Here is a 12330-nt window from a genome sequence, read left to right on the forward strand (position 1 = left end):
AAACGTGCTCCAGAGTGCCCCTTCAGCCTGTTTCTTTACCTGGCTCGCACCGCCCCAGGCTCGCTTGAAAAGAAAAATCACGCTTACTTGTTTCCTTCACTGCACTTGATTATTTGCTTTTGTCTATTAAACGGTAATGCATAACGATCTTTTTGTCAATCATCCGCCTCATCTTTTTTAAAGACATTTTCAAACCGTTCCATTTGTTCCAAGAACCGGCGCGATTTTAAAAACAAGCCGGCATACTCGTCATAATACATGGAAATAGCCGACCGCAGCTCTTTTTTCGTTGATTCCTTCACATCAATAGAGCCAAGGCGGTCCAAGTCGAAAAAGTAAAAAAGCCTCAGCAGACGGATCGCAGCTGGGGAAAGCGGAAGATAGTAAGGATCTTTATCAAAACAGCGGTGGCAGATTAAGCCGTTTTCCCGAATAGAGAAGCCAAAACGCCCTTCTGTTTCACCGCATACGGCACAGGAAGAAAGCTCAGGCCGAAGCCCGACGTGTGCCAGCATTTTCATTTCGAAAATATTGGTCACAATAGCCGGGTCCATCCCTTCGTTGATGTACACCAGACTTTTACGAACGAGCTCAAACAGCGGTGCGCCCCCTTCACCATCCTCGGTCGTTCGGTCGGTCATCTCAACAATGTAGGCCGCATAAGCTGTTTTTACCAAGTCTTCCCGAATATGGCGCATAGAATCAAGCGTCTCTCCCTGCTGCATGGTGCCCAGCCCGCGGCCGCCCTGCACAAGAAAATATCCATGTGTAAACGGCTGGGTAACACCGGAAAGCCGGCTGTTTGTTTTTTTGGCTCCCCGCGCCACTGCCCCTCTTTTTCCTTTTTCACGTGTCAGCATGGTGACAATTTTATTCGTTTCCCCATAATCATTGGTCCGGAGCACGATGCCTTCCCACTTTTCAAGCATGCTGCCCACTCCTTCTCAAGCCCTTAATATTCGTCTTCTTTAAAACCGAAGTCGCGTAAATTTGTCGCTTTGTTGCGCCAGTCTTTTTGTACTTTTACCCAGAGTTCTAAAAATACTTTTGAACCGAGCAAATGCTCAATATCCCGGCGTGAACGCTTGCCGATTTCTTTTAAAAGCGCTCCTTGCTTGCCGATGACAATTCCTTTTTGTGAATCCCGTTCCACAATAATGGTCGCCATCACATCGATCATATCTTTGCCATCACGCTTGGAGATTTTATCAATCACAACCGCAATCGAGTGCGGCACTTCTTCACGAGTTAAATGCAGCACTTTTTCACGAATTAATTCTGAAACAATAAAGCGCTCAGGGTGATCGGTTACTTGATCAGCCGGATAATACTGCGGGCCTTCCGGCAGCATTTTCTCCACTTGCTCAAGCAAACGGTCTACATTATTTCCTTCAAGCGCTGAAATCGGCACAATCTCAGCAAACGGAAGAAATTCTTTGTATTGCACGATTAACTCCATCAATTTGTCCGGATGAATACGGTCAATTTTATTAATGACAAGAAAAATAGGTGTTTTCACGTCTTTCAGCTTGTCGATAATAAATTCATCGCCTCCGCCAAATCCTTCTTCTGCGTTGATCATAAAAAGAATGAGATCGACTTCCTTTAACGTATTGACAGCGGTTTTCATCATAAAATCCCCAAGCTTATGCTTCGGCTTATGAATCCCCGGCGTATCGATAAACACCATTTGGGCGTTCTCTGTTGTCAAAACGCCCTGCACTTTGTTACGGGTTGTCTGGGGCTTGTCGCTCATAATGGCGATTTTCTGGCCGATTACCCGATTTAAAAAAGTTGACTTACCGACATTCGGGCGGCCGATAATAGCAATAAATCCTGATTTGTGTGTGTTATTCTCCATTTAAATCCTCCGGTGAAAAAGCGCCCGGCAAAAGCTCTGCTACGGTCAGTGTCTGCACGTCGCCTTTCAAATTTGTTAAAATAACCGGCATGTCCGGCGGGCAAAGCTCCGCAATCACCTGCCGGCACGCTCCGCACGGCGGCACAGGCCGGTTCGTGTCTGCTACAACAGCAATGGCTGTATACTCGCTTGCGCCTTCAGACCAAGCTTTAAAAATAGCGGTACGTTCAGCGCAGTTCACAACGCCATATGCGGCATTTTCAATATTGCACCCGCCAAATATCTGCCCATCTTTTGTCAGCAGTGCAGCGCCTACTTTAAAATTCGAGTAAGGAACGTACGCTCGTTCACGCGCCTGCTTTGCCGCTTCCATAAGCTGTTGTTGATTCATGTTCATTCACCTCATTAAATTTTCGGAATAAATAAAAGGCAGCCAATGATCACTGCTGCAATGGCAAAAAGCAGAACGGCTCCCGCTGCCAGGTCTTTCGCCATTTTTGCGAGCGGCCTGTATTCTTCCGTGACAAGATCCACTGTTTTTTCAATGGCTGTATTCACCATTTCAAGTGACATAACACCTGCTATCGTTAAAAGCAGTACACACCATTCTGTTCGGGTAAGCTTAAAAATAAAACCGGCTGCAGATATCAATATACCTGCAGCAATATGCACACGCATATTCGGTTCAGACAAAGCGAGCTTCAGCCCATTTCCAGCGAAGCGGAACGAAGAAAAAAGTCTTTTTATGTGAAAAGACCGTTTATCTTTCAAGTCCATACGCATCCAAAATATCTTTTTGGCGGCTGATCATCTCTTTTTCATCTTGTTCATTCATGTGGTCATACCCAAGAAGGTGCAAAAAGCCATGGACCGTTAAAAAGCCAAGCTCCCGTTCAAAGGAGTGGCCGTATTCTTCTGCCTGCTCCTTTGAACGGTCAATGGAAATAATGATATCGCCTAATATACGGGGCATATCTGTTCCAGTGATCGTCACTTCATCTTCGCCCATTTCTTCAAGAGCAAATGAAATCACGTCAGTCGGGGCATCCTTGTCCCGATAATCACGGTTAATTTCCTGAATCCGCTCGTTCGTTACAAACGTGACAGAAACTTCACTGCCGTCTGGCACAGCTTCTTTCTCAGCTGCCAGCTGAAGCAGTTCTTCAGCAAGCTTTTCCACTCCTTCTTCAAGCTTGTTCGTTTCGTCCAAAAAATCAACGACGAGTGCCATGCTGGCCATCTCCTTTTTCCGCTTTTTCATATGCTGTAATGACTTTTGCTACAAGTGGATGACGCACAACATCCGCTCCTGTTAAATGAATAAACGAAATGCCAGAAGTGTTTCCAAGTACCTGTTCTGCTGACACAAGACCTGAAGCAGCGCCTTTTGGCAGGTCAATTTGTGTGCGGTCACCTGTGATGACCATTTTAGAGCCGAAACCGAGACGCGTTAAAAACATCTTCATTTGTGCATTCGTTGTATTTTGCGCTTCATCTAAAATAACAAAAGCATCATCAAGCGTACGGCCCCGCATATAAGCAAGCGGCGCCACTTCGATCGTTCCCCGTTCAATCATACGCTCGGTATGTTCTGCACCAAGAACATCATGAAGCGCATCATATAACGGACGCAGGTACGGATCGACTTTTTCCTTTAAGTCTCCTGGCAGAAAGCCCAGGCTTTCGCCTGCCTCAACGGCCGGGCGTGTTAAAATAATTCGTTTCACCTGGCCGTTTTTCAATGCACGCACAGCCATTATAACGGCAAGGTATGTTTTACCAGTTCCAGCGGGCCCGATGCCAAAAACAATGTCCCTGCTGCGGATGGCTTCGATGTAATCCCGCTGGCCCAGCGTTTTAATGCGAATAGACTTTCCTTTCGCATTCTTTGTGATTTCTTCTTCATACAGTTCATCTAAATATTCAATTGTGCCATTTTTAGCCATTTGAACAGCATTAATGACATCGCGTTCACTTATATTGATTTGCTTGCGAATGACAGCAAGCAGCTGCTCCACCACTATCCGTGCTTTTTCAACGTTTTCCGCGGTTCCAGATAAATGAACCGCTTCTCCCCGTGTTACCATTGATACGTGGAATTCTTCTTCCATGATCGTTAAATGACGATCAGAAACGCCGAATAATAGGACGGCTTCGTTTTGGTCGCCGAGAGCGACGGCTGCTGACTTCAATTCTTCCTGCATTCAATCATTCTCCTTAGCTGCCACGTTAGTTAATTGCAATATTTTCAAGTACTTGGAAGTGTATAATCACCTTTACTTTACCACTTTCAGACCGCTTCTGTAAAACGTTTTCGCCTACCACTTCTGCTTCTTTAGGAAGTTTAGCCATCAATGTCGCCTTCGCTGCCTGAACGGCTCTTTCTTCTTGTTCCGCTTCCGTTTCCACTGTTCCAGCCGGCTTTAATGCATACTCTGTTTCAGTCCGCACAGAAAAAGGAAGCTGATAAGAAAAAAAGTGAAAAGAATAGCGGTTTTCCTCCCTCTGAACAGACCCTTTCAAAGACGAAGGCTTCCATAAGGCATACTCTTTTTCACCAATTGAAAAGAAGATATGTTTTCTATTTTCCCCATTTCTCGTTTTTAATGCGCCGCCTCCAAGCGTAACGGTTGCTTTATACCATGTTTCTGCCGTAACGGTCCCGGAAGCCGGCTTTTTTTTCGTTCCCTTAATCAGCCGGTCTCCTGCTTCTACAAAATCACCGCGCTGCACTTCCGACACACCGTACTTAATAAACATATCCTGAATAACACCCGATTTTACAGCCTTTACATGCCGTGTTTTAGCCGTATCGCGCGGAGGCGGATGTTCCGAGGAAACATCCACTACGTACACGACTCCTTTTTTTTGAATTAAAAAACGCACTACACCGGGTATATCCTGCACGGCACGCCTGGATATCGCTTCGGTATCTACATCGTTCAGGCGAATCGCTCCTTCACGGATTCCTTCTTTTTTCAAAAAAGCCCGGACGTCTCTTTCCAGTTCGTCATTCGCCCCCTGTATATCGATTCGAATAATCATCGCAGACAGCAAAACCATCACCAGAAAAAAGCAAAGGCTGGCAATGAGGAATGGCGCATAGCGGATGACCCGCTTTTTCAAAAAAGGAAGGCCAGTCCGTTCCTTGAACCGAACGGTGCCTGAAAAGCGTCTTGCTTCCTGCCGAAGCTTGCTTATGTCTTCAAGGCACAGGGTGAACTGAACTTTATTTTGGCGGCTGTACTGAATGTTTTTTAAGGTGACGCCGCGCTGGTGCAGTCTGCCAGGAAATAAAGGGGCCTCTTCTCCTCTGACCAGCACGGTTACAGCGCCTTTTACAAAAAAGTCAGCCAAATCGTTTTTCCTTTAAGCAAACGCTTGTCATTGTTCCTTCAATGACCACTTCAGAGGGCATGAGTTCCAGGACCTCAAGTGATTTCCCCTGTATTTCAAGCACAGCATCCGACAGCTGGATGCGCACAGTCCGGTCAGTAAATTGCTCAAGCTTTTCGGCATTGTAAACCGCTACTTTATTCATGCCAATGACCACTACTCTCGGAATGCGGCCGATAGCATCTTCAGGCAGCCCGGCCATTTTCCCCATCCATTTCATTAAAAGCGCCCCTTTCTTTTTCATATATCTATGAAAAAAAAGGGGCACTCATCACTTTTTACGCTTCGACTTTGGCGGGCCAAGAACTTCAGACAGGATAATCCCTTTTATCATGTCTTCTCCCGTCCATGTATCAATGACCGAGATCGGCTCTTGTTTTTTTGTTCGATTTACCCGAGCAGGGCGTGACTCGCTTTTTTCCTCTTTTAGTACCGGCTGCGTATTCGGCTGTTTTAATTCGACCGGCATTGCTGCCTTCACGTTTGCACGCTGATCTTCTAGACGGCCGGCTAAATCCTTTACTTTCTGTTCGGCTTTTTGTTTATAAGATTTAGGCGTTTCCTGCTTTTCTTTTTTATTAAAAAGCATTGAGATCAAACCGGCAATAACGGCAATAATGAGTGCTTCTATTGCGATGACCCCCTTTTACATTGGATTAATCCTGATTATGATCTTTTTTCTTTTCCCCAAGACCGCTGATTGCATCACGCATGTCTGTGTCCGCAGAAAGATTTTGGATATTTAAATAGTCCATCACGCCAATATTACCGGCACGCAATGCTTCTCCCATCGCACGAGGTACATCTGCCTCTGCTTCTACAACTTTTGCCCGCATTTCTTCTACGCGCGCTTTCATTTCCTGCTCTTTCGCTACCGCCATTGCACGACGTTCTTCTGCTTTTGCCTGAGCAATATTTTTATCCGCTTCTGCCTGTTCTGTCTGCAGTTCGGCACCGATATTTTTACCGATATCCACATCTGCGATATCAATAGACAAAATTTCAAATGCAGTGCCGGAATCCAGCCCTTTATTTAAAACCGTCTGTGAAATCATATCCGGGTTTTCCAGCACTTTTTTATGATGATCGCTTGAACCAATGGTCGAAACGATCCCTTCACCCACACGGGCCACAATGGTTTCTTCCCCGGCTCCCCCGACAAGGCGGTCAATATTGGCCCGAACTGTAATACGCGCTTTTGCCTTTACTTCAATTCCATTCATGGCAACCCCAGCAATAAAAGGTGTTTCAATCACTTTCGGATTCACACTCATTTGAACGGCTTCCAGTACGTCACGGCCAGCAAGGTCAATTGCAGCCGCCCGTTCAAACGTCAGGTCGATATTGGCACGATGAGCGGCAATCAGCGCATTTACCACACGGTCAACGTTGCCCCCGGCCAAATAATGGCTCTCAAGCTGATTAATGGTTAAGCCAAGACCCGCTTTGGATGCTTTAATAAGCGGATTCACAACACGGCTTGGTATAACCCGGCGCAGCCGCATACCAACCAATGTAAAGATACTAATTTTCACACCGGCTGCCAGGGCAGAAATCCAAAGCGCGACCGGCACAAGTGTTAACAAAATACTGAGTAAAATAATGACTCCAATCACAACAGCAATTAAAAGAACGGTATTTCCTACAACCATACGATCCTTCCTCCTTTAAGACTCCATTTCTCTAACAACAACCCGGACACCTTCTGTTTTTACGACGGCTACCTCTATGCCTGCGGGAATGAAAACCCCTTCTGCCACCGCATCAATACGCTCTCCGTCAATTACAACCGTCCCTGATGGACGCAGAGGTGTTTTCGTTTTACCTGTTTTCCCGATTAAGTCTGTGCGCGTCACATTCGATACATAGCCGTGTTCAGTATCCGTCGAATCACTTAAAATAAACTTTTTTAAAAATTTCATTTCTTTTCCCAACACCTTTACCATCAAAATCAGTACTGCAGTTGCTACTAAAAAGGCGATCAATAGGGAAACGGCCATCCATAGCATGCTTGCACCGGCAAAAAGCACTCCTGCGGCAAAGAGGAGAAAGCCTAAAAAACCGATAACCCCGCCTGGTAAAATGACTTCGGCCAGAATAAAAAGAACACCAACAATGATAAGCAGAACGGTTGATATCCCGGCATCACCTGACATCATATGGCCTGCTATAAAGATGATTAATGCAAGGGTGGCAGCCATCCCGGGCAGTCCGAAGCCTGGTGTAAACAATTCCAAAATAAAACCTGCCAGCATAACGGATAACAAAATCATGACCGTAATGGGGTGTGTAGCAAACTCAATAAACCGGTCACTCCAGTTAAAGGCCGTTAAAACTGGAAAACCTGCAAGCAGCCCTGTCCAGTTTCTCATGTCACTCGATTTCACCACCTTTCTGTAGGTTGTTTCTTATTTATACGGAATAAACAGGAAAAAAGTTTCATAAAATAAAATAAAAAAAACTGCCGCCCAATTAAGGACGGCAGCTTTTTAGGAAAGCTTTTGCTGAACAAGACGGTTGACAAGTGATCCATCTGCTTTGCCTTTTACTTTTGGCATAAGCGCAGCCATCACTTTCCCCATGTCTGATTTTGCAGAAGCGCCTGTTTCAGCGATTGTTTCTTCCACAATGGCTGATACTTCTTCTTCTGAAAGCTGTTCCGGCATATATTCGTTCACGTAAGTCAGTTCAGTCTGAATTTTGGCCACAAGATCCTCACGGCCGGCTTTTTCAAACTCGTGGAGGGAGTCTTTGCGCTGTTTCACTTCGCGAGAAAGGACTGTCAGTTCTTCCTCTTCTGTCAGGTCGCGGCCGCCTGCTTTAATACTTTCATTTTGCAATGCAGCTTTGAGCATGCGGATGACTGTCAGCTTTTCTTTCTCTTTGTTCTTCATCGCTTGCTTCATCTCATCATTAAGACGTCCGAGAAGACTCATATAAAACCTCCTCTTAGAACTTACGTTTACGAGCTGCTTCTGATTTCTTTTTGCGTTTCACGCTTGGTTTTTCATAAAATTCGCGCTTTCTGTACTCCTGCAGGGTGCCAGTTTTAGAAACAGTTTTCTTGAAACGGCGAAGAGCATCTTCAAGCGATTCGTTTTTGCGAACAACAGTTTTTGACATTTCTTTTTCCCTCCCTCCGAACACATTACGATGGAAATTCCATGTACTGCACTATTATAATACATGCATAGTATTCGGTCAAGAAACTTTCTTTACAAAAGATTCATAATTAATATCCGGCTTCTCCTTCAACTCCGGTTACAATGGCGATTCCTGAGCTTGCGCCGATTCGTGTCGCTCCTGCTTTCACCATTGTCATAGCATCCTGCTGGGTACGAACGCCTCCTGAAGCCTTTACGCCTACTTTAGGCCCGACGGTTTCACGCATTAAGCGTACATCTTCTTCCGTTGCTCCGCCTGCTGAAAAGCCAGTTGATGTTTTAACATAATCCGCTCCTGCAGCCACTGCGAGCTCGCATGCTGTTTTCTTTTCTTTTTGCGTTAACAGGCTTGTTTCAATAATGACTTTTACAAGCGCTTTTCCCTGCGCAGAAGCCACGACCGCTTTGATATCTTTTTGAACAGTTTCGGTGTCGCCGTCTTTTAAAGCGCCAATATTGATCACCATATCGACTTCTGTCGCTCCGTGCTCAATCGCTGTTTTTGTTTCAAACGCTTTTACTTCCGTCAGCGTAGCGCCGAGCGGAAAGCCGATCACTGTACAAACCTTTACTTCTGATCCCCGCAGGAGTTCGGCCGCCTGCTTGACTCGCGCTGGATTCACGCAGACCGATGCAAAGCCGTGCCGGTTTGCTTCCTCACAAAGCTTCGCAATTTCTTCCTGTGTGGCATCTGCTTTTAACAGCGTATGGTCAATTGTTTTAGCAATATTTCCAAATGTATCGGTAATCATCTTCATGATCCCCTTTCAGTTAGTTGTCCGTACCTCTTTAGTTTATCATTATTCTGGGCAGCTTGCGAGAAACAGCAGCAAAAAAAGCCGGCGCAGCGGCCGGCTTTTGATTATGCATGAGCTGGTTCAAGAACGCGTACAAATTGTCCTTCGTTGTATGGGTAGCCAGCTTTTGTAATCTTCACTTTTACAATTTTCCCTACCATGTCTTCTGTAGCCGGGAAAACCACTTTTAAGTAATTGTCGGTATAGCCGCTGTAAAGTCCTTCTCCGCCTTCTCCAAACGGTTCTTCCGGAATCACTTCGAGCACTTCGTTTTCAAAACGGGCTGCGTATTCTTTCGCAAGCTGGTCGGACAGGGCGATCAATTTATGGACACGCTCATTTTTCACTTCTTCATCTACTTGATCTTCCATTCGGGCTGCCGGCGTACCCGTCCGTTTTGAATACGGGAATACGTGCAGCTCGGAGAAGCCATGCTCTTGAATGAAGTTGTACGTCTCCATAAATTCTTCTTCTGTTTCGCCCGGGAAGCCCACAATAACGTCAGACGTTACAGCAAGTCCTGGAAGTGCTTTTTTCAGCCGGTTTAAGCGGTCTGCAAAAGCGGCCATTGTATACTTGCGGCGCATCCGCTTTAATACTGTGTCCGAACCAGACTGAAGCGGAATGTGCAGGTGACGGACCACAATATTTGACTGGTCAATCACATCGATCACTTCATCGGTTAACTGACTTGCTTCAATCGAAGAAATACGGATTCGTTTTAATCCAGGCACCTTCGCTTCAAGATCACGAAGAAGCATTGCCAGATTATAATCTTTAAAGTCAGACCCGTAACCACCGGTATGAATACCCGTTAAAACGATTTCCTGATAGCCGGACTCGACAAGCTGTTTTGCCTGACGAATGACTTCTTCCGGGTCACGCGAACGCATTAAGCCGCGTGCCCATGGGATAATACAAAACGTGCAGAAGTTATTGCAGCCTTCTTGAATTTTCAAAGAAGCACGAGTCCGGTCCGTAAATGCCGGCACATCTAGTTCTTCATACACGCGATTCTTCATAATATTGCCTACCGCATTGATCGGCTGGCGCTCTGCTTTAAATTGCTCGATATAATCAAGCATCTTGACACGATCCTGTGTCCCTACAACAATATCTACTCCCGGAATGGCCATAATTTCAGCCGGGGATGTCTGCGCATAGCAGCCAGTTACACAAATAACCGCATCCGGATTTTTGCGCACTGCGCGCCGGATCACCTGCCGGCTTTTTTTGTCACCTGTATTGGTAACGGTACACGTATTAATTACATAAACGTCAGACGTTTTTTCAAAATCTGTACGTTCATAGCCTTGCTGCTCAAACAGCTGCCAGATTGCTTCTGTTTCATAATGGTTTACTTTGCAGCCTAATGTATGAAATGCCACTGTTGGCATGTTGATCACCTCTTCAATTCTAAATAAAACGAAACCGCCGACAGCACATACAAAGGCGCCGTTTCCGCCCGAAGAATTCTTGGGCCAAGGGCACAGGGAATAAAGCCTGAATCCTGCAGCAGAGCCGCTTCTTTTTCAGAAAACCCGCCTTCCGGACCGGTGACGATCAGCATTCGCCCGCCTGGCTTCAATAAATGAACAGCCTCATAAAATGCTGTCATTTCCCCGGATTTAGCCGTTTCTTCATAAGCAAAGATTTTCACGTCAAACGTGCTTGACTGCTCAATCATCTGCTTCATAGACGCAGGTTCTGCTACGTCTGGAATTCGGTTTCGGTGTGACTGTTCCGCCGCTTCTTTAGCAATTTTCTGCCAGCGCTCTGTTTTTTTGGCTCCTTTTTTCGGATCCCACTTTACGATCGAGCGCTCCGCTTCAAACGGAACAAACCCGGCAGCGCCGAGTTCTGTTCCTTTCTGTATAATATAATCGAATTTATCGCCTTTCACAAGACCACAGGCAACCACAACCTCAGCCGGCATTTCCGTTGACTGCTCAAGCCATTCCTCTATTCTCGCTTCAACAGAGGTGTCTGTTACAGACGTTAGGACAGCCACCCCTGCTTTGCCTTCCGGGAAGACGGCATAAACACGGTCTCCTTCTTCCATCCGCATAACCCGGCGGATGTGATGCGCATCTTCTTTTGAAAAGTGAATGTTTTCTGCATTCTGCCCGCTCGTTAAAAAATATCGCTGCATACTTGCACCTCTATCATTCCGCTTTTTTGCCGACGATGCAGACCCAGTCTTCCATGACTACGGTTTCTTCAATAAATAAACCAGCATCCGTCATCGCTTTGCGAACCTCGCCTTTTTTCTGCCCGATAATACCGGATGCAATAAAGAATCCGCCCGGACGCAGGATTGACGCTACGTCACCGGTAAAGGAAATAATCACTTCCGCTAAAATATTGGAGACGACTACATCGGGCTGGTCGTCAATTCCATCAATTAAATTGTTTTTAGAAACTGTAACAATGTGTTCTGCATGGTTCAGCGCCACATTCTGGCGTGCTGCTGATACGGCTACTTCATCTAAATCAAGCGCCGTAACACGAGAAGCTCCCAGCAGAGCGGCCCCAATAGCCAGCACCCCTGATCCTGTTCCCACATCCACTACATGGTGGTCTGGTTTCACAAACCGTTCCAGCGCCTGCAGGCACATCACGGTTGTTGGGTGCGTTCCTGTACCAAATGCCATGCCCGGGTCCAGCTCAATGATGAGTTCATCGGTTGAAAATGGCTCATACTCTTCCCATGTAGGGACAATCGTAAATTTTTCAGAGATTTTCACCGGATTATAGTATTGTTTCCATGCTGTTGCCCAGTCTTCTTCATGTACTTCGCTGACAGATACGCGCAGCTTTCCAGTATCAATTTGATAAGCAGACAAATTTTTAACAGCAGCTGTAATATCATCAACCGTTTCCTGCAGAAAACTGTTTACCGGCAGGTACGCTTTTACAGCCACTCCCTCATCCGGGTAGTCGTTCGGGTTCAGCTCGTACAATTCACCGAAAAGGCCGCCTTCCCGCTTCTTATCAAGCTCGGCACGGTCTTCAATGACAACACCGCTCGCCCCTGCCTCATGTAAAATATTCGAAATTGGTTCAACTGCATCGTTTACGGTTTCAATGCAAATTTCTGACCACTTCATAT

General features: G+C 46.1%; 17 protein-coding genes and 1 other annotated feature (1 of these 18 only partly in view). All 17 genes read right to left on the bottom strand.

Annotation, left to right across the window (positions count from 1 at the left end):
* Window positions 1–109: a binding site (T-box leader), on the bottom strand (it extends 59 nt beyond the left edge of the window).
* A gap of 46 nt (window positions 110–155) precedes the next feature.
* Window positions 156–929 (bottom strand): DNA repair protein RecO, encoded by a 774-nt coding sequence (gene recO / locus RG959_RS02170; protein ID WP_251271059.1) that lies wholly within the window; start codon window positions 927–929, stop codon window positions 156–158.
* A gap of 23 nt (window positions 930–952) precedes the next feature.
* Window positions 953–1861, bottom strand: coding sequence for a GTPase Era (era, locus tag RG959_RS02175; RefSeq protein ID WP_342795766.1), 909 nt, complete (start codon window positions 1859–1861; stop codon window positions 953–955).
* Window positions 1851–2252, bottom strand: a complete 402-nt coding sequence (locus tag RG959_RS02180; protein ID WP_342795767.1) for a cytidine deaminase — start codon at window positions 2250–2252, stop codon at window positions 1851–1853. Before RG959_RS02180 ends, era begins: the two co-directional genes overlap by 11 nt.
* 14 nt (window positions 2253–2266) lie before the next feature.
* Window positions 2267–2638: a diacylglycerol kinase family protein gene (locus RG959_RS02185; protein WP_342795967.1), complete on the bottom strand. Its 372-nt coding sequence runs from the start codon at window positions 2636–2638 to the stop codon at window positions 2267–2269.
* Window positions 2622–3092 carry an rRNA maturation RNase YbeY gene (gene ybeY, locus RG959_RS02190; RefSeq protein ID WP_342795768.1) on the bottom strand — a complete coding sequence of 157 codons (471 nt, stop codon included), beginning with the start codon at window positions 3090–3092 and terminating at the stop codon, window positions 2622–2624. The genes RG959_RS02185 and ybeY overlap by 17 nt, the downstream gene beginning before the upstream one ends.
* Window positions 3076–4065, bottom strand: a complete 990-nt coding sequence (locus RG959_RS02195) for a PhoH family protein (RefSeq protein ID WP_342795769.1) — start codon at window positions 4063–4065, stop codon at window positions 3076–3078. Before RG959_RS02195 ends, ybeY begins: the two co-directional genes overlap by 17 nt.
* Window positions 4066–4090: 25 nt before the next feature.
* A complete protein-coding gene (locus RG959_RS02200; protein WP_342795770.1) occupies window positions 4091–5218 on the bottom strand; it encodes a sporulation protein YqfD in 1128 nt (375 codons plus the stop codon).
* A complete protein-coding gene (locus RG959_RS02205) occupies window positions 5211–5477 on the bottom strand; it encodes a YabP/YqfC family sporulation protein (protein WP_251271064.1) in 267 nt (88 codons plus the stop codon). The genes RG959_RS02200 and RG959_RS02205 overlap by 8 nt, the downstream gene beginning before the upstream one ends.
* Before the next feature lie 51 nt (window positions 5478–5528).
* A complete protein-coding gene (locus RG959_RS02210) occupies window positions 5529–5846 on the bottom strand; it encodes a hypothetical protein (RefSeq protein WP_342795771.1) in 318 nt (105 codons plus the stop codon).
* 67 nt (window positions 5847–5913) lie between these two features.
* Window positions 5914–6909 (bottom strand): flotillin-like protein FloA, encoded by a 996-nt coding sequence (floA, locus tag RG959_RS02215; RefSeq protein ID WP_251271066.1) that lies wholly within the window; start codon window positions 6907–6909, stop codon window positions 5914–5916.
* Between the two features lie 15 nt (window positions 6910–6924).
* Window positions 6925–7629, bottom strand: a complete 705-nt coding sequence (locus RG959_RS02220; protein ID WP_342795772.1) for an NfeD family protein — start codon at window positions 7627–7629, stop codon at window positions 6925–6927.
* A gap of 117 nt (window positions 7630–7746) precedes the next feature.
* The gene (locus RG959_RS02225; RefSeq protein ID WP_242233417.1) at window positions 7747–8193 is read right to left on the bottom strand and encodes a GatB/YqeY domain-containing protein; all 447 of its coding nucleotides are present in this window, start codon (window positions 8191–8193) and stop codon (window positions 7747–7749) included.
* A gap of 13 nt (window positions 8194–8206) precedes the next feature.
* On the bottom strand, window positions 8207–8380 hold the full coding sequence (rpsU, locus tag RG959_RS02230; RefSeq protein WP_018393973.1) for a 30S ribosomal protein S21: 174 nt from the start codon (window positions 8378–8380) through the stop codon (window positions 8207–8209).
* A 109-nt stretch (window positions 8381–8489) separates the two neighbouring features.
* Window positions 8490–9173 (bottom strand): deoxyribose-phosphate aldolase, encoded by a 684-nt coding sequence (deoC, locus tag RG959_RS02235; protein WP_242233416.1) that lies wholly within the window; start codon window positions 9171–9173, stop codon window positions 8490–8492.
* Window positions 9174–9283: 110 nt separating this feature from the next.
* The gene (mtaB, locus tag RG959_RS02240) at window positions 9284–10615 is read right to left on the bottom strand and encodes a tRNA (N(6)-L-threonylcarbamoyladenosine(37)-C(2))-methylthiotransferase MtaB (RefSeq protein ID WP_342795773.1); all 1332 of its coding nucleotides are present in this window, start codon (window positions 10613–10615) and stop codon (window positions 9284–9286) included.
* Between the two features lie 5 nt (window positions 10616–10620).
* Window positions 10621–11370 (bottom strand): 16S rRNA (uracil(1498)-N(3))-methyltransferase, encoded by a 750-nt coding sequence (locus tag RG959_RS02245; protein WP_342795774.1) that lies wholly within the window; start codon window positions 11368–11370, stop codon window positions 10621–10623.
* Between the two features lie 13 nt (window positions 11371–11383).
* Window positions 11384–12328 (bottom strand): 50S ribosomal protein L11 methyltransferase, encoded by a 945-nt coding sequence (prmA, locus tag RG959_RS02250; protein WP_342795775.1) that lies wholly within the window; start codon window positions 12326–12328, stop codon window positions 11384–11386.
* Window positions 12329–12330 lie beyond the last annotated feature (2 nt).

Source organism: Domibacillus sp. 8LH (assembly GCF_038806185.1).
Classification (GTDB): Bacteria; Bacillota; Bacilli; order Bacillales; family Domibacillaceae; genus Domibacillus; species Domibacillus indicus_A.